16 protein-coding genes are annotated in these 17,564 nt (G+C 57.8%); 11 read left to right on the forward strand and 5 right to left on the reverse strand.

Annotated features, from left to right (window positions below; genetic code table 11):
• Positions 1 to 39 precede the first annotated feature (39 nt).
• Entirely contained in the window at positions 40 to 837 is a 798-nt protein-coding gene (locus ASF69_RS02515) for a class II glutamine amidotransferase (protein ID WP_062584992.1), read from the forward strand.
• Between the two features lie 222 nt (positions 838 to 1,059).
• On the forward strand, positions 1,060 to 1,449 hold the full coding sequence (locus ASF69_RS02520; protein ID WP_062584993.1) for a DoxX family protein: 390 nt from the start codon (positions 1,060 to 1,062) through the stop codon (positions 1,447 to 1,449).
• 53 nt (positions 1,450 to 1,502) lie between these two features.
• On the opposite strand, the gene ASF69_RS02525 is transcribed toward ASF69_RS02520, so the two are convergent.
• On the reverse strand, positions 1,503 to 5,159 hold the full coding sequence (locus ASF69_RS02525) for a response regulator (RefSeq protein WP_348271359.1): 3,657 nt from the start codon (positions 5,157 to 5,159) through the stop codon (positions 1,503 to 1,505).
• A 504-nt stretch (positions 5,160 to 5,663) separates the two neighbouring features.
• Here ASF69_RS02525 and ASF69_RS02530 point away from each other — a divergent pair.
• Positions 5,664 to 7,187, forward strand: coding sequence for a DEAD/DEAH box helicase (locus ASF69_RS02530; protein ID WP_062584997.1), 1,524 nt, complete (start codon positions 5,664 to 5,666; stop codon positions 7,185 to 7,187).
• 62 nt (positions 7,188 to 7,249) lie between these two features.
• Here the strand turns inward: ASF69_RS02530 and mnmD are convergent, their stop codons facing one another.
• Positions 7,250 to 7,975, reverse strand: a complete 726-nt coding sequence (mnmD, locus tag ASF69_RS02535) for a tRNA (5-methylaminomethyl-2-thiouridine)(34)-methyltransferase MnmD (protein WP_062584999.1) — start codon at positions 7,973 to 7,975, stop codon at positions 7,250 to 7,252.
• Here mnmD and ASF69_RS02540 point away from each other — a divergent pair.
• From ASF69_RS02540 to ASF69_RS02570, 7 genes are all read left to right on the forward strand, one after another.
• Complete coding sequence (locus ASF69_RS02540; RefSeq protein WP_062585001.1) at positions 7,974 to 9,167, forward strand: FAD-binding oxidoreductase; 1,194 nt, start codon at positions 7,974 to 7,976, stop codon at positions 9,165 to 9,167. The two genes, mnmD and ASF69_RS02540, sit on opposite strands and share 2 nt — an antisense overlap.
• Positions 9,168 to 9,272: 105 nt before the next feature.
• On the forward strand, positions 9,273 to 9,980 hold the full coding sequence (locus tag ASF69_RS02545; RefSeq protein WP_062585003.1) for a DUF1045 domain-containing protein: 708 nt from the start codon (positions 9,273 to 9,275) through the stop codon (positions 9,978 to 9,980).
• 63 nt (positions 9,981 to 10,043) lie between these two features.
• The gene (puuE, locus tag ASF69_RS02550) at positions 10,044 to 10,967 is read left to right on the forward strand and encodes an allantoinase PuuE (protein WP_062585004.1); all 924 of its coding nucleotides are present in this window, start codon (positions 10,044 to 10,046) and stop codon (positions 10,965 to 10,967) included.
• Positions 10,967 to 11,458 carry a 2-oxo-4-hydroxy-4-carboxy-5-ureidoimidazoline decarboxylase gene (gene uraD / locus ASF69_RS02555; protein ID WP_062585006.1) on the forward strand — a complete coding sequence of 164 codons (492 nt, stop codon included), beginning with the start codon at positions 10,967 to 10,969 and terminating at the stop codon, positions 11,456 to 11,458. The genes puuE and uraD overlap by 1 nt, the downstream gene beginning before the upstream one ends.
• 34 nt (positions 11,459 to 11,492) lie before the next feature.
• Positions 11,493 to 11,993, forward strand: coding sequence for an ureidoglycolate lyase (locus ASF69_RS02560; RefSeq protein ID WP_062585008.1), 501 nt, complete (start codon positions 11,493 to 11,495; stop codon positions 11,991 to 11,993).
• Positions 11,990 to 12,346 carry a hydroxyisourate hydrolase gene (uraH, locus tag ASF69_RS02565; protein WP_062585010.1) on the forward strand — a complete coding sequence of 119 codons (357 nt, stop codon included), beginning with the start codon at positions 11,990 to 11,992 and terminating at the stop codon, positions 12,344 to 12,346. The genes ASF69_RS02560 and uraH overlap by 4 nt, the downstream gene beginning before the upstream one ends.
• 4 nt (positions 12,347 to 12,350) lie before the next feature.
• The gene (locus ASF69_RS02570; protein ID WP_062585012.1) at positions 12,351 to 13,091 is read left to right on the forward strand and encodes a metallophosphoesterase family protein; all 741 of its coding nucleotides are present in this window, start codon (positions 12,351 to 12,353) and stop codon (positions 13,089 to 13,091) included.
• Here the strand turns inward: ASF69_RS02570 and ASF69_RS02575 are convergent.
• Positions 13,088 to 14,359 carry a D-alanyl-D-alanine carboxypeptidase gene (locus ASF69_RS02575; protein WP_112962797.1) on the reverse strand — a complete coding sequence of 424 codons (1,272 nt, stop codon included), beginning with the start codon at positions 14,357 to 14,359 and terminating at the stop codon, positions 13,088 to 13,090. The two genes, ASF69_RS02570 and ASF69_RS02575, sit on opposite strands and share 4 nt — an antisense overlap.
• 466 nt (positions 14,360 to 14,825) lie before the next feature.
• Positions 14,826 to 15,962: an alpha-hydroxy acid oxidase gene (locus tag ASF69_RS02580; RefSeq protein WP_062585016.1), complete on the reverse strand. Its 1,137-nt coding sequence runs from the start codon at positions 15,960 to 15,962 to the stop codon at positions 14,826 to 14,828.
• A 210-nt stretch (positions 15,963 to 16,172) separates the two neighbouring features.
• On the opposite strand from ASF69_RS02580, the gene ASF69_RS02585 reads away from it, so the two are divergent.
• Positions 16,173 to 16,925 carry a sulfite exporter TauE/SafE family protein gene (locus tag ASF69_RS02585; RefSeq protein ID WP_062585613.1) on the forward strand — a complete coding sequence of 251 codons (753 nt, stop codon included), beginning with the start codon at positions 16,173 to 16,175 and terminating at the stop codon, positions 16,923 to 16,925.
• Between the two features lie 59 nt (positions 16,926 to 16,984).
• Here the strand turns inward: ASF69_RS02585 and ASF69_RS23485 are convergent.
• Positions 16,985 to 17,564, reverse strand: a 580-nt coding sequence (locus tag ASF69_RS23485) for a methyl-accepting chemotaxis protein (protein WP_244475369.1), incomplete at its 5' end; no start/stop codon positions are given.

A 17,564-nucleotide genomic window follows, 5' to 3' on the forward strand; every position in this document is an offset into this window, starting at 1 on the left:
GTCTACAGCCGGATCACAAACCCCTTGCCATGGTGCCCCATGTGTCGATTTCTTGCCTATACCGGCTCGCCTGTCTGGCTCGACAGTCTTCTGATCGAGCCGGAGAGTTCTCTGATCACCCAATCGCTTGCGGCCCGTGAGGCGAAGACGGTTGTCAATGGTGACGGGTGCGGCATCGGCTGGTATGGGGAGAGGGGAGAGCCTGGCATCTACCGGGGCATTCTGCCCGCATGGTCCGATCGCAACCTGACTTCCTTGTGCCATCAACTCCGCTCACCGATGTTTCTGGCGCATGTGCGCTCCGCCACGACAGGCGGGGTCTCCATGTCCAATTGCCATCCCTTCGGCTTTGGCCGGCACCTCTTCATGCATAACGGCCAGATCGGCGGTTATGAAAAGGTCAAGCGGGCCATCGAAGCGTATATTCCCGACGAAGTCTATTGTTCACGCGCGGGCAACGGCGATAGCGAGGCGATCTTCTTGATCGCTGCGGGTTTCGGGTTGGATCGTGATCCGATAGGGGCATTGAAAAGAACATTGCAGATGTGTCTCGATGTCGTGTCGCGCGCCGGTCTCAACGAGCCCGTGCGCTTCAGCGCCATTCATGCGGATGGTGAAAAACTGCACGCCTTCCGCTGGTCGAGCGATGAACGTCCACCGACGCTTTACTGGCGCAATATGGGCGAAGGCATCGCGGTGGCATCGGAACCCTTTGGAACCGGTGTCGAGCGTTGGGATATCATCCCCGCTAACACGGTTGCCACCATTACCGGCGCCGATATCTCATTCGATGAGTTCAATCCGGTTGCCCAGCCGGCAGTGCTGATGCAGGCCTGAACGTAGCCGCTGCCCTTTGCCGGTGACAAGGCTCACCTTGCTTGTGCTGGACCTCTGATATCAGCTGGTGAGGCTTCGCGGGCGTAGCTCGTTGGCTCGATCACGCAGCTGTGCTTGGGCGCCGTGTTGTCTTTGGTTTTGAAATGTGTATCCGATCCCCAAAGATCGAGGTGGGGTGAGGCTCGGTCATTATCCATCAGACTCCTTTAAGGGACAGGACATATGCAATTTTTTGAAAAACTTTCGCGATTTCAGCCACAACTGCTTGCAGCGCTGAGAATCATCACCGCCCTGCTGTTCATCGAGCACGGAACTCAGAAGCTGTTCGGCTTCCCCGCATCGCAGATGGAAGGCTCACTGCCGCCGATGCTGCTGGTTGCTGCTATCCTTGAAACGGTTGGCGGTATTCTCGTTCTCATCGGTCTGTTCACCCGCCCGGTCGCTTTTGTCCTGTCCGGTCTTATGGCCTTTGCCTATTTCATGGCTCATGCGCCAAAAAGCTTTTTCCCGGTGCTGAACGGCGGTGACGCAGCAATCCTCTTCTGCTTCGTCTTCCTGTATCTCGTGGCTGCGGGACCGGGTGCGTTCTCTCTGGACGCCAAGCGCCGCTGATAGACTTTATCTGTGACCAAGAAACGCCGCGTGGGAATACCCATGCGGCGTTTTCAGTTTGACTTGACCTCAACGGATCTGGTCGTGTTCGGCGTCAGCCACTTGTCTATCTTTGCTTGCAGCAATTCCGGGCTGATCGGCTTGGAAAGATAATCATCCATGCCGACTGCAAGGCACAGATCGCGATCGCTGTCCTGCGCATGGGCGGTCACGCCGATGATGGGCACGCGCTTGACATCAGAAGATGCGTCCTCTTCGGCGCGGATCGCCTGGGTCGCCTGGTGGCCATTCATTACAGGCATGGACACATCCATGAGGATGATCGACGGATTGTCGCTGCGCCAAGCCTGAACCGCCTGTTTGCCATTGTCAACAATGCGGAAGGTAAGCCCCGTCTGCTGGAGTATCTGCGTGAAGACGATCTGGTTGACATCGTTGTCTTCGGCGATCAACACGTCCAGCCGCCTGCTTCCGACGTAATCCTTTTCCGGCCGGGCAAAACTCGTCGTCATATGTTTGACGGTTGCTGCCGGAGCGTTTGTTTGCGGGTTCGGCTGTGGCTGAGCCTCTCTGGCCGGCTCGGCTTGCCTCTGGAGAGCACGTTTTGCGCGCGCGGTCCGAACGACATCGGCCAATGTCTTTCGCAACAGCCGCGCCCGCACCGGTTTCATAAGATGGGCATCGAAATCCGGGCCTCGCGAGGCGCTGTAGCTGACCGCATCCATCGACGTAAGGAATATGATGGCCAGATCTTTGAGGCGCGGATTGTCACGCAGCCGTCTCGCCACCTCCATGCCGTCCATATCGGGCATGTGGTAATCCAGAATGACGGCATCGATTTCGAAACCGATGGCGGCTGCCTCTTCGAGGATTGCCAGACCGCTTGGTCCGCTTTCGGCGGCATAGCTGTCGACGCCCCAGCCATCGAGCTGCTCGGTCAGGATTTGCCGGTTGACGACATTGTCATCAATGACGAGGACACTGACTTTCTTCGTATCGATCGGCGTCACGGCCTGGTCCGGACGGTTGCTGGCGGCGCGTAATGGCAGGGCCACGGTGAAGATGGAGCCCTGTCCCACCTTGCTTTCAACGTCCAGCTTGCCGCCGAACAGTCCCGTTAGGCCCAGGGTAATGGCCAGTCCAAGCCCCGTTCCCTCATGTCTGCGGGTTGAAGACGTATCCGCCTGGCTAAATTTCTCGAAAATACGGTCGAGTTGGTGAGGCGCGATGCCAATTCCGGTGTCTTCGACCCTAAGCGTGAGAACGAGCTCGCTTTCGCTGATCGTTTCACTCGAGAGATCAATGAGGACGTGACCGATTTCGGTAAACTTGATTGCGTTGCCAATCAGATTCGTGACAATCTGGCGGAAGCGTCCCGCATCGCCGCTGACCGTCGTCTTCAGCTTGGGATCGACGCGCACGATAAGCTCTATGTTCTTTTCAAGGGCCTGCGAGGACAAGAGCGAAGCTACGTCCTCAACGGCTTCCGCCGCATCGAAAGGTGCAGAGCGCAACACCATCTGGCCAGCATCGATTTTTGAGAAATCGAGGATATCGTTGATGATGGTCAAAAGGGCATTGCCGGATTTGACGATGACATCGGTAAAGGTTCTCTGGCGCGTGTCGAGTGCGGATTTGGCCAGCAATTCCGCCATGCCCAGAACGCCATTCATCGGCGTCCTGATCTCATGGCTCATATTGGCAAGAAATTCGGATTTTGCACGGTCCGCAGCCTCGGCTCGCGCGAGAAGACCCTCAAGCTCGGCCTCTCGCTGCTTCAGATCCGTGACATCTGTCGCGATGACCAGCCAGTAATTGCCAGCACCCATGGTCGATTCAAGATTGAGCCAGCGTTTGCCACCGACATGGACAAGGGACGAGAATGGTTTTGAGGCGGAAATGTTTTGAAGCCATTTCGTCCGCTGGGCAGCGGCGTCCTCATGATTGCCGAAATCGCCACGGTCCGCGCAATGAGCGAAGAGTGGGAGCCAGCTCTTTCCGGGAGCGAGCATGTCAGGCGGAACGTCGAACATGGAGGAAAGGGCATCATTGGACAGGATGATCTTGCCATCCTGAACCAGCGCCAGCCCCTGGGCCATGACCCGGGTCGCATCCTGCATATATTCGCCGACGCGCTGCAACTCCTGCCTTGCGGCACTGATTTCCTTGTCGCGAGCGCGGATGGCTGTGCAATCTGCAAAAGTGATGAGGATCTTGTTTCCCGCCACCCGTCGTTCCGACAGGATGGTGTAGCGACCGGCCTTGCTGGCGACTTCGCGCGAGGTATTGCCATCGATCTTGCTCAACCGTTCGATGCGATCGCGATAGGCGTCTTCGAACGTCATGTCTCCGAACTCGTACTTGCCGGATTCGTAGCCAAGCTGGAGGTAGCGGCGATAGGGCTGGCCGATGAGATCGACCTCTTCCTCAACCTCCCAAAGATCGTAAAAACAGCTGTTTGCATATTCGATCGTCAGGTCGGGTCCCAGCAGCATCACACCCACGGGCAGCGTCTGCAAAATGGATTCGACTTCGGCATGAAGGCGTTCCGCCTCGTTTCTGGCCGCCAGAAGCTCCCGACGCCCCTCCTCCAGGGGCGTGGTATCGGTCATGGATCCGACAAGATATCGCTCATTGTCCGGTGTTTGAATTCGTCCTACCCTGATCAGCGTTGGAACAGGGGTGTTATCGTTTCGGACAATCTGTTCCGTCTTCTGAAATTCCTCGCCCGTCTCCAGTACGCGGGTATTTGCCAGCCTGAAACGCTCGCCCTCGTGAACGAACAATTCGCTTTCCGTCAGCCCGTAATAATTTTCGCGCGGCTCTCCCCACAGCGCTTCATATGCCGCATTTGCGTAGGTCAGCCGCCGCTCGCTATCCAGAAGGAAGGCGGCAACAGGCAGCCGCTCGAGCGCCTCGCGGAAAAGCCAGGTTTCCCGCTTATGCTGTTCGATCAGATTTTCCTGGGTCTTGACGTTGCTGATGTCGATGCGAAGAGCGATCAGCAATCCGTTCTCAAGGCGCCTGTTGATGAACCGTATCCATCGTCCGTCGCTCACCCTCTGGGTGAATTCGGAATAGGCCTGGCGGGTCTCGTCCACCTTGGCATCGACCCAGGCGTTCTTTTCAGCCTCAGCTACGCTATCGGCAGCCCCGGTACCCACATAGTGCTCGTAAAAGGAGGTCACGACGGAGCGCAATGTGAGCGTTCCACGCCAATCGAGGTCGAGTTGGGCATAGAGGCTCTGCAAGCGCGTATTGGCGTAAAGCAGGCGATCTTCGACGTCGTAAACCGCGATGGCCACATCGAGAAGGTCGAGAACATTTCCGCCGGTGAGAAGCTCGATCTGGGCAGCCGAAAACTCGGATTTCACAGAGGGCACCGTCTCGAAGACTTCGAAGAGGAACAGATTTCCGTCTTCCGTCTCAAATCTTTCGCACTTCATCGAGTGGACGTCTTCGGCTTGCTGTCCGCTGCAGGACGTCACCTCTTCCGTTGAAAAGACGAGGCAGCGCCGCTCCTTCTCATTCCGGTCAACGTCCCTGGTTTCGCCGAAGAGGCCCTGCGTGGTCTTGTCGACAAAGTCACTGACGGAGCGGCCGTTGAAACATGCGTAGGCGGCGTTGACGCAGACATAGCGAAGCTGACTGTCCTTGATGCAGGCGGGAAGTGGCAGCGCCTTGACGCCTTCGCATGCTCTTTCAAGCAACCCCCCTCCAATCAAGACATTCTCCGTAACCATCCATGACACCTGACAGAATCAGTGCCAACCGCGAACTGAACCTGTGGCTGTAAGCTATTGTACCTTGATTGATTTGGCTATGCGTCCGACAGCATTATTGGTCAAATGTTAACTATAGATTTCCATCAGTTCTTTATGTTTTAGAGAGATTTCTGCTGCTTGACCGGCGCGTCGTTGGGGACTTCCCATCTCCATCTTGAAAACAATTGCTTGACTTTCGCGGATAAAAAGACCAAATCCCCCTCAAGCTTTCACTTTCGGCGGCCGCGTGAGCTGCAGCGTCAACGAATTAATAAAGACGCATGAAGGAAAAGCGCATTCATACAGGAGACGGCAAACACGCCGCCCTTTAGCGCAGAAAGTCATTCCAACCCACAAGTTCCCAATTCACGCGGGGTTCTTGACGCCAAGACAACCGGACAGCAGGGCTGATCCGGATGCAAGCGTTTTGGCGCCCCGAAAGGCATACTATTGACCAGTTTTAACGAACTCGGCCTATCCGAAAAAATCGTGGCCGGCGTCACCCAGCTTGGTTACACCACACCGACTCCCATTCAGGAAAAAGCGATCCCGCTGCTTCTGGAGGGTCGCGACATCATTGGTCTGGCACAGACCGGAACCGGCAAGACTGCCGCATTCGGCCTGCCGATCATCGAAATGCTGCTCAAGCAGCCTGATCGTCCTGCCAACAGAACCACACGCACACTCATTCTTGCTCCCACTCGCGAGCTGGTGAACCAGATTGGCGAAAGCCTTCGCGGCTTCGTTCGCAAGACCCATCTGAAGATCAATCAGGTTGTTGGCGGCGCTTCGATCAACAAGCAGCAGCTGCAGCTGGAAAAGGGAACCGATATTCTGGTTGCCACACCTGGCCGTCTGCTCGATCTTATTTCCCGCAATGCTATTTCGCTGTCCAAGGTGACCTATCTGGTACTGGACGAAGCCGACCAGATGCTGGATCTCGGCTTCATTCATGACCTGCGCAAGATTTCCAAGATGGTTCCTGCCGGTCGTCAGACATTGCTGTTTTCGGCCACCATGCCGAAGGCTATTGCTGATCTTGCCGGAAGCTATCTGACCAACCCTGTCACGGTTCAGGTCACGCCTCCGGGCAAGGCCGCCGACAAGGTTGAGCAGTATGTTCACTTCGTTGCGGGCAAGAACGACAAGACAGAGCTTCTCAAGAAGTCGCTGAACGAGAACCCCGATGGTCGCGCCATTGTGTTCCTGCGCACCAAGCATGGCGCTGAAAAGCTGTCCAAGCATCTGGAGCATATCGGCTTCAAGGTCGCGTCGATCCATGGCAACAAGAGCCAGGGCCAGCGTGAGCGCGCGCTCAAGGGTTTCAAGGACGGCGAAGTCAAGGTTCTGGTCGCAACCGATGTTGCTGCCCGTGGCATCGATATTCCAGCCGTGACCCACGTCTTCAACTATGACCTGCCGGAAGTTGCCGACGCTTACGTTCACCGTATCGGTCGTACCGCCCGTGCGGGCCGTGACGGTATCGCCATTGCGTTCTGCGCACCGGACGAAACCCGTCTGCTGCATGACATCGAAAAGCTGATGAAGATCGAGATTCCGGTCCTGTCAGGCGAACGTCCGGAAGGACTTGCCAGCCCCTCTCGCGGCAACAACAACAATCGTGGTGCCAATCGCGGCGCTCCGAGCGGTCCACGTCGCCAGGGCGGCGAACGTGCCCATGGCGATCGTCCAGCGCGCACGCACCGCGAAGGCGCACCACGTGATGGCGGCCGACGCAATGGTGATTTCCGCGGCCAGCGTGCCGGTGAGTTCGCACCTGTCGAGCACGACAACGATCTGGAAGTGACGTCCGACTTCAAGCGTCCCAAGGCTGATGCCGTTGCAGGCAAGCCTGCTGGCAATCGCAACCACCGTGGTGGTCAGGGCCGTCCTGCCCGCAAGGCTGGCTCCTTTGCGCCCGCCGGTCAGGGTCGTCCCGCTGGCAATGCCGGTCGCGGTCGCAAGCGCGGCTGATTAGGCTGATCTTTTGAATATGAGCGCCCGGATGAAAATCCGGGCGTTTTTGTTTGGGAGGATTATGCGGGTTTCGTACCGCAGAGCATCTCGCGTTTTCCCGCAAAGCCGGGTCTGCGCTCAACGTTGAAGCCGGCGCTGCCCAGATTGCGCCGCACGAATCCAGCCGCTGCAAATGTTGCGAAGGTGCCACCGGGGGCGGTCTTCTCAAACACCGCCGACATGATGTCCAGCGACCACATGTCCGGGTTCTTGGATGGTGCAAATCCGTCGAGATACCACGCGTCGAATGTATTCGAAGTCTCGATGATGCCTTGCATGGCATCTCCGCAAAAGACGGTCAGACGCGTCTGCTCATCAAGCTTGATGTCAATCCAACCTTCCGGATCTGAAGGCCATTGCGCAACGAAGGCCTGCCGCTCGGCATCAAGTTGCGGCCAATGAGACAGTGCGCGGTTCAACTCGCGTGCCGTCATCGGGTAAAGCTCGAAGGATACGAAATGCAGCTGCGCACCGGCGGGCCGTGACAGCTTCCACTGTCGCCAGGTTTCGCACAGGTTCAACGCCGTTCCAAAGCCAAGCTCGCCAATGCGGAACGTGCCCTGTGCCGTTTTCCAGCGTTCCGGCAAGCCGTTGCCGGACAGCGAAACATGGCTGCATTCCTGCCTGCCGTCGGTCTGGCAATAAAAATGGTCGCCAAAGGCCAGCGAATAGGGCATATCGCCCTCTCGCCAATCCAGCATGTTTGAACCGGCTCGTTCCGGCCCACGATTATCGGGGTGTGTCATGGTCAAAGCCGATAGTCTGCCCAATCAAACAGGTCAATCACCTTTGCCATCCAGCGTGTCTTTGTTGATCGTCGGCGGCGGCATCATGGGGCTGTGGGCGGCGGTCAAGGCAGATCGTCTGGGTATCGAGACCTTGCTTGTCGATGCTGGCCGCATCGGCAGCGGTGCCAGTGGCGGGCTGCTGGGTGCGTTGATGCCGCATATGCCGGACCGCTGGTCGGACAAGAAGCAGTTTCAGTTTGATGCACTTCTGAGCCTCGAAGCGGATATTGCCGCGGTGGAGGCCGATACAGGCCTTAGCGCGGGTTACAGACGGTGTGGCCGCATCATCCCTTTGCCAAAGCCACATTTGCGAACCATCGCAGAGCGGCACCAGCAGGACGCGCTTTCCAACTGGCACGCTGATGAACGACAGTTCTACTGGCATCTGCTGGAAAATGCTCCTGTCAGCGGCTGGGTGGCCGAGACCGCAGGCGAGGCGGGTTTTGTCCATGATACATTTGCGGCAAAGGTATCTCCCCGCGCTTTCATTGCTGTTCTGAAAGCCTATGTCGAACGCTGCAAACACGTGCGTCTGGTCGAGAACTGCGCCGTTGCGGCTCTTGATCCTGAGGGTATGGCCACTCTGACCGGGGGAGAGCGCATCAGTTTCAGCCATTGCATGGTCTCGGCAGGCCATAGCTCCTTTCCTCTTCTTCAGACTGCGCTTGGCCTTCCTGAAAGCGGACTACTCGGCCAGCCCGTCAAAGGGCAGGCGGCCTTGCTGGATGCGAAGGCCGATCCGGCAATGCCGGTGGTCTTTCTCAACGGCCTTTATGTGGTGCCGCATGAAGACGGTCGTGTCGCCATTGGCAGCACCAGCGAGGAGGAATTCGAAAACCCCTTCTCGACCGATGAACGGCTGGAGATGCTGATCGAAAAGGCCCGGGAAATCGTTCCGGCCTTGTCGGGTGCTGCGGTGGTTGAGCGCTGGGCGGGACTGCGCCCCAAGGCAATCGGTCGCGATCCCATGGTCGGCGTCCATCCCCGGCACGCTCGTCTGATTGCGCTGACGGGAGGGTTCAAGGTGAGTTTCGGCCTTGCCCACCGTCTTGCCGATGCGGCAATCGACGCCATGTGCGGCAGGCCGATGCGGGTGCCGGACAGTTTCTCGCTCGAAGAGCACATTGGCGTCTTCAACCGAAAGATTTGACACCACATCTTTTACGCGTCGTTAATCTGTCACGCAAATCACCTAACAGCTTGGCTTATGCAGTGGTGCTGTTGAGATCCGTTGAACACGGCGAGGTGACGACATATGCGGTATGCCATTCATTTTACGCCTTCGCCCAACGATCCGCTGACGCATGTGGCGGCGGCCTGGCTTGGCCGTGATGTCTATTCCGGGCTTAGCGTAGAGCCGCCTGCCGTGACCAGCCTCGGAATGCAGGAGATTTCCTACCATACCGCGCTGCCGCGCCGATATGGATTTCACGGAGCGATCAAGGCACCCTTCAGGCTGATGGAGGATGTGAGTGAAGCTTCGTTGTTGCGCGGCCTGATGCATTTTGCAGGCACCCATCAACCTTTTTCTCTGCCGCCGCTGGAGATTGCCAAGCTGGGCAATGTCTATGGCCTCGTTCCGTCATGGCCATCGGAAACGCTGAATTTCCTGGCCGCAAGCGTGGTGCAGGAGTTCGATCACTACCGCGCCCCCCTGTCGGACGCCGATATAGACCGCGCCGATCCAGACCGGTTATCCGCAACGCAGTTGACGAATCTTCATCGCTGGGGGCACCCCTACGTGATGGATGAGTTCCGGTTCCAGATGCTGCTGACGGGCGGCGTCATGCCCGGCGATTGCGCAAGGGTGGAACGGGCCATTCGCGGTGTGTTCGAACCCTTGCTGGAACGGCAGATCGAGTTTGCCAATCTCGCGCTCTTTGTGGAAGACGAGCCGGGTGCTCCGTTCCGCGTGCACTCCCTGCATCCCATGGGACGTGTTTCTGCCAGACGGATTGCCTAGAAAGGCACTCGACATTCCGGTTTGCGATGCTACCGTTCACGAAATTCTCGTGAAGGTGATTTGATGATTTCCGCTGACTATCCCCGCAACCTCATAGGCTACGGTCGCAACACTCCTGATCCGAAATGGCCGGGCGGAGCGCGAATAGCGGTGCAATTCGTCATCAATTACGAAGAGGGCGGCGAAAGCTGCATTCTCGATAGTGACAAGGCGTCAGAATCGCTTTTGTCCGAGATTGTCGGGGCGCAGCCATGGCCGGGACAACGCAACCTGAACATGGAATCGATCTATGAATACGGATCGCGTGCGGGCTTCTGGCGGCTGTGGCGCATGTTCACCAGCCTTGGCGTGACGACGACGGTTTATGGCGTCACGTCTGCCATGGCGCGCAATCCGGAAGCGGTTGCTGCGATGAAGGAAGCGGGCTGGGAAATTGCCAGCCACGGCTATCGCTGGCTGGAATACAAGGATTTTACTGAGGAAGATGAGCGCCGCCATGTGCTGGAAGCGGTGCGCCTGCATACCGAGCTGACGGGTGAGCGGCCCTACGGCATGTATCAGGGCAAGCCCTCGGACAACACGCTCCGGCTCGTCATGGAGGAAGGCGGCTTCCTCTACTCGTCCGATTCCTATGCGGATGATTTGCCCTATTGGGTAAAGGGCGTGAAGGATGAGCCGTTCCTGATCATACCCTATACGCTGGAAACGAACGACATGCGTTTCGCCACGCCGCAGGGCTTCAATTCAGGCGACCAGTTCTTCACCTATCTCAAAGACGCCTTCGACGTGTTGTATGAAGAGGGGCGCGAGGGATCGGCCAAGATGTTGAGCGTCGGTCTCCATTGCCGTCTGGTGGGGCGCCCCGGGCGCGCGGCAGCGCTCCGGCGGTTCATCGAATATGTCCTTGGCCATGAGAAGGTCTGGATACCGCAGCGCGTGGACATTGCCCGGCACTGGCACGAACACCATAAGCCGGAGACGTTCTGATGCTGGACCGGACAGAATTCGTGAACCGATTCGGCGGTGTGTTCGAACATTCCTCCTTTATCGCAGAGCGCGCCTATGATGCGGGCGAACTGCATGAACCGCTGACGGCGGAAAGTGTTCATGCGGCTCTGTGCAAACAGTTCCGGGCTGCCTCGCATGAAGAAAGGCTGGGCGTTTTGCGCGCCCATCCCGATCTTGCCGGTAAGCTCGCAATCGCCGGGAAACTGACGCAGGAGAGCCGCAGCGAACAGGCGGGCGCAGGTCTCGACCGTCTGTCGCCGCAAGAGCACGCGCGGTTTACCGATTTGAATGCCACCTATGTCGAGAAGAACGGGTTTCCCTTCATCATTGCCGTCAAAGGTTTGACGAAGGACGATATCCTGCGCGCTTTCGAAACCCGCATCGACCACGGTGTAGACGATGAATTTGCAACGGCAACCGAGCAGGTGGAAAAGATTGCCTGGCTGCGACTATCCGCGATGTTGCCGTAATGCCTGTAATGGCAATGCCGAAAGTGAATGAACCTTGACTGAATTTCTTGAAATACTGCCTTTGACCAAGGATGCATTTACGCCATTCGGTGATGTTCTGGAAGACGATCCGACCAGTTTGCGGATGATCAATGGCGGCAATACGGAGCGGTTTCACGCGCTGGCAACAGCAGAGGCGACGGGGGAGGAAGCCCGCATCGTTCTTAACAAGTTCAGGGGCAAGCCGCGGTCTTTCCCCTATGCCGTGGACATGATGGAGCGGCATCCGCTCGGCAGCCAGAGTTTTACGCCGCTGTCCGGCAACCCGTTTCTTGTGGTGGTGGCCGAAGACCGGGATGGCGCGCCGGGCAAGCCCCTTGTGTTTCTGGCGCGTGCCGATCAGGGCGTGAACTACCGTCGAAATGTCTGGCACCACCCGCTGATGGCGGTTGGTTCCATAAGCGATTTTCTGGTGGTGGATCGTGACGGACCGGGCAACAATCTCGAGGAGTTCTTTTTCGTGCAGCCTTATCTCATCGCGGAGCCCAATCCATGACCGGCCTTACCACCCATGTTCTCGATGCCGCACACGGTACACCCGCGCAGGGGTTGAAGATCGATCTTTACCGCCTTGACGGGGATCATCGTGAAAAGCTGAAATCGGTCGAAACCAACAGCGATGGCCGCGTCGATGGCGGGCCGTTGCTGATTGGTGAGGACTTCAAGGCGGGTCAGTATGAACTCGTGTTCCACGCCGGAGATTACTTGAGAATTAAGGGCCTCGTTCTGCCGGAGCCCGCCTTTCTCGATATCATCCCCATCCGTTTCGGCATAGCCGACGAGCAGGGGCATTACCACGTTCCGCTGCTTCTCTCGCCCTATAGCTACTCCACCTATCGCGGAAGCTGAGCGCATGATTTTTGCCGCCATCGCCGACATTCACGGAAATCATGCGGCACTTGAAGCCGTTCTGAAAGATATCGAGACACTCGGCATAGCAGATATCGTCAATCTGGGAGATTGCTTCAGCGGTCCGCTGGAAGCGGGTCGCACCGCCGACATACTTGTTTCGCGAGATATCGCCACCGTGCGCGGCAATCACGACCGTGCCCTGATCGACCGGACTTTTGAGATGATGGGAGACTGGGAGCGGCCTGCGCATATGCAGCTGTCGTCCGATCATTTCAGCTGGCTACAGGCGCTGCCCTTCGAACTCGTCTTCAAGGATGTCGCCTATTGTTGCCATGGCTCGCCAAGGGACGATCTGGATTACTGGCTGGAGACGCTTCATCCGGACGGGTTTCTTCATCTGCGTCCCTTGCCGCAAATCGAGGCATTTGCTGCCGATATCAAGCAGCCGCTGATGCTATGTGGCCATACGCACATCGCCCGCACCGTGCAACTGTCCGACGGCCGTCTGATCGTCAATCCCGGCAGTGTCGGCTGTCCGGGCTGGAAGGATGATGAACCTTTCTACCATCAGGTTGAAGCCGGCCATCCGCTGGCAAGCTATGCCGTTCTGGAAGACACGCCGCATGGCTGGCAGGTCTCGTTTCGGCAGGTTCGCTATGACAGTGCCGCCATGGGAGATCTGGCGCGCGCCAACGGAATGCCGCGTCTGGGCAAGGCCATCGCCAGCGGCTGGCTGGGCTAGCCTTCGCTTGACATGACCACGCAGGAATAGGAATTCGCCTTCAGATCCTTGCATGCGGAAAGGGCGGCCGCCTGGCTGTCGAAGCCCGTAAAGCGGGCGCGGTAAAGCGTGGCGGATCCGCTTTTCACTGCTTCCGTATAGGGCGCGATGCCGGAGTAATCGGAAGAAATCGTCGGGCGGGCATTGCGAAGCAGCGAGAGAGCGGCGGCCTGACTGTCGGCTGCGGCAATCTGCACTTCCCAGGTGCTGCGTTCAGAGTTGGTTGCGCGAACCGCTGATGTCTTGATCATGTCGGGAATGACGGGTGCGGGGGAGGCGGAGGCGATCTGCATGGCCACCGGGTCTTTCCGCTGTGCAAACATGGGCAGGGGTACGCTTGCGGGCTTCACGTCAAAGGTACGGCTCGTGCTAGCACTTGCAATCAACTGTCGGCTCTCATTCCCTCTGGATGCCTTGGGCAAGGTCCGGTCGAGGAGGGATACCATCTGGTTATCGCGGCTTCGGGATGTCCTGCCACCCAGCACGACACTGACAACGCTGCGGCCATTGTGATTGACGGCGCTGACAAGATTGAAGCCGGATGCGTTGGTGTAACCTGTCTTGATGCCATCGACGCCCTGATAGCGGCTCAACAGCCTGTTGTGACCGTTGATCGTCTTGCCACGAAACTTGAAGGACCGCGTGGCAAAGAGTTTGTATTCCTCGGGAAAGTCGCGCTGAAGCGCAAGACCGAGTTTGGCCATGTCACGCGCCGTGGTAACCTGCGCCTTGTTTGGCAGGCCAGATGCATTTCTAAAGACCGTGCTGGTCATGCCCAGGTGGCGGGCCTTGCGCGTCATCATCTGAGCAAATTTCGCCTGGGAGCCGCCAAGATGGTCGCCCATGCCTTCCGCCATGTCATTGGCCGACTTGACGATCATGCCGTAAACCGCTTCGCGAACCGTAAAAGTCGTGCCGGCTTTTACCCATAGCTTGGAGGGGATCACCGCTGCCGCGCGTCTGGACATCGTCACGCGCTGGTTCCATGTCAGGCGTCCGTCATGCAAAGCCTCGAAGGTCAGATAGAGCGTCATCATTTTCGTCAGCGATGCGGGGTAGTTCTTCGTGTCTGCATTCTCGGCAGCAAGGACCTTGCCCGTATTTGCATCCATTACGAAATGTGCGTAGCCCGCCTGCGCCTCGGCGGCGTCGAACGAGAGGATCGCGCAGAAGAATGCCGCAGCCAGAAAATGCGCTCCGGTCATACCTCGTCTGATCGTTCTCAACATAAATTCACCCCTTGTCCGTCCATTCGCCGTTGCCAAAACTACTGAAACTTTCAGGCAACAAAACCACTCAAACTTTAAAGACCGCTTTCATCCTTAATTAAGTATGAAAATCGACCCCCATTGGTGGCGGGTAAATTTCTTGAAAAGAAACGGACGCCCCGTGCGGCTCCTGATGAAGGGACTGATGCAATAAGGGCGCAGATCCGCGCCCTCTCTCGCGCCGGAAAAGGGCTGGCTTTCAGCCGAAACCACCTTGTTCACAAGGGGTTTCGACCATCTGCGTTCAGCGATTTCCTGCCTGAAAAAGAGAGGGCGGCCTGCACTTGGCTATCGCCATGACGACACCGGTGAGGGGCCCACATCACTGCCCTGACGGCAAAACGCGAGGCCAGTTTCCATGCGCCGATCTCACAGGATTGTGAGGGCTGGATCGATCTCGCGCGGTGCCAAAAAGGGCAAGTGACCGTCACTGAACCAGGATGCTGCGATCCACATCGGTCAGAAGACGCTTGCCGCACAGAGCCATGGTGATGTCCATTTCCTTGCGGATAATCTCCAGCGCCGTCGTGACGCCATTCTTTCCGTCTGCGCCGAGGCCATAGAGGAAGGGACGTCCGATGTAGGTGCCTTTGGCGCCAATGGCGATGGCTTTGAGGACGTCTTGTCCGGAGCGAATGCCGCCATCCATATGGACTTCGATCTTGTCGCCGACGGCATCGACGATCTTGGGCAGGATTGCGATGGATGAAAGCGCGCCGTCCAGCTGACGACCGCCGTGGTTGGATACGATGATTGCATCCGCACCGGTGTTGGCCGCAGCAATTGCGTCTTCCTCATCGAGAATACCCTTCAGGATGAGTTTGCCGCCCCAGCGCTCCTTGATCCACTCCACATCTTTCCAGGAAAGGCGCGGGTCGAACTGTTCGGCGGTCCAGGATGAGAGCGACGAGAGGTCCGACACGTTCTTGGCGTGGCCGACAATGTTGCCGAAGCTGCGGCGCTTCGTCCGCAACATATCCAGGCACCATTGCGGCCTCGTCGCCATCTGCCAGATATGTTTTGGCGTAAATTTCGGTGGTGCAGACAGGCCGTTGCGCAAATCCTTGTGGCGCTGCCCGAGAATCTGGAGATCAAGCGTCAGTACCAGAGCGGAGCATCCGGCAGCCTTGGCGCGGTCGATCAGATTGTTGACGAAATCGCGGTCCTTCATCACGTAAAGCTGGAACCAGAAGGGCCGGGAGGTCACCGAGGCGACGTCTTCGATGGAGCAGATGCTCATGGTGGAGAGCGTAAAAGGCACGCCAAATTCTTCTGCGGCCTTCGCGGCCAGCATCTCACCATCGGCGTGCTGCATACCGGTGAGCCCGGTCGGCGACAATGCAACCGGCATCGACACCTTCTCACCGATCATCTCAGTAGCAAGCGACCTGTCGGTCATGTCTACCAGCACCCGCTGGCGCAATTTTATCTTGGAAAAATCGTCTTCATTGGCGCGATATGTGCTCTCGGTCCAGGCACCGCTATCGGCGTAATCGAAGAACATTTTGGGCACGCGGCGCTGGGCACGCAATTTGAGATCAGCGATGGTAAGCGTTTTGGCCATGAATTGAACTTTCACATCTGAATGATAATCGCATAGCACGAAGTTGCGGGCGAATGGTACTGAAATTGATCGAGATGAGATGTCTGGAGAGGGTTTTTGAGGCGCGTTGCCGTTAGCAGCGATTGCGTCGCGAATGTTTCGCCCGTCGCCGTAACATTGGAAAATCTGCCGACGTAAAACAGGGTGGAACACAGCGACGGGACGGATTTTATGACGAATATCGATATTGGTTTTCTGGCGGCAATTACCATGACTTTCGTTCTGGCGGGTGTAGTCAAGGGCGTGACCGGCATGGGTCTGCCGACCGTGGCCATGGGTCTGCTCGGCCTTTTCATGCCGCCCATTGCAGCGGCGGGCCTGTTGCTTCTGCCATCCTTCGTGACAAATATCTGGCAACTTTGTGCCGGTCCGGATTTTCGCGGAATTCTGCTCCGGCTCTGGCCGATGATGGCCGCTATCGTTGTCGGAGCACAAATCGGCATTCAGCTGCTGACGGGTGGGGCGGCTGGTTGGACGACGTCGGCGCTTGGCGCGGCACTTTTCATCTATGCCGCCTACAGCCTGATGGCGCGGCCACTTGTCCTGCCCCTGCACTTGATGAGGTTTCTATCGCCGCTGATCGGTCTCGTGACCGGGCTTCTCACCGGTGCCACCGGCGTCTTCGTGATGCCAGCCGTTCCCTATATCCAGTCGATGGGGTTTGATCGCGATATGCTGGTGCAGGCGCTCGGTCTTTCATTTACGGTTTCAACCGTGGCTCTCGCGCTCGGTCTGGCGTCCCAGGCCGCCCTGCAGATCCACGATCTGGGGCTTTCGACACTCGCCATAGTGCCAGCGCTCCTTGGTATGTGGCTTGGCCAATGGGTCCGCCAGTTCGTCAGCCCGGCGAGATTCAGACGATGGTTCCTGATGTGCCTGCTGGCTTTAGGTACGGAGCTGATCGCAAGACCGTTCTGGAACTGATGTCCCTAATGGTGCGGGCGCCAGAGGCGCCCGCAAAGTCGATTTCTGGCCGGGATGGATCAGAATTCTTCCCAGGTGTTCTGCGCAACCGCCGCCGCCGAGCTGCCCCCGAAGGCGCCAGCAATCTTCTGGCTCAGCGCGCGGGCCGGAGACGGTGCTGGCTTTGAAGCGGCTGACGCCGATCTGACAGGTGCCGCTGCCCCTGGTGCTGATGGCATTGTGCGGCCCGCTACCGCGGCGTCACCAAGCTTGAAGCGTGACAGCAACTGGTTTAACGATGCCGCTTCCTTTGCAAGGCTGTGGCTGGCCGCTGTCGACTGCTCGACCATGGCTGCGTTCTGCTGCGTGCCCTGATCCATGGTGTTAACGGCGGTGTTGATTTCCTGAAGTCCAACCGATTGTTCGCGCGACGATTCGACGATCGCATGAATGTGGCGGTTGATTTCCTGCACCTCGGAAACGATGACCTCAAGCGCACGACCGGTTTCTCCGACAAGCTCCACGCCGGAGCGAACATGTTCGCCGGAAGTGGTGATCAATGCCTTGATTTCCTTGGCGGCCTTGGCCGAACGCTGCGCCAGTTCGCGCACTTCCTGGGCAACGACGGCAAAGCCCTTGCCGGCTTCACCGGCACGTGCA

The sequence above is a fragment of the Rhizobium sp. Leaf311 genome, from assembly GCF_001423445.1.
Lineage (GTDB): Bacteria > Pseudomonadota > Alphaproteobacteria > Rhizobiales > Rhizobiaceae > Agrobacterium.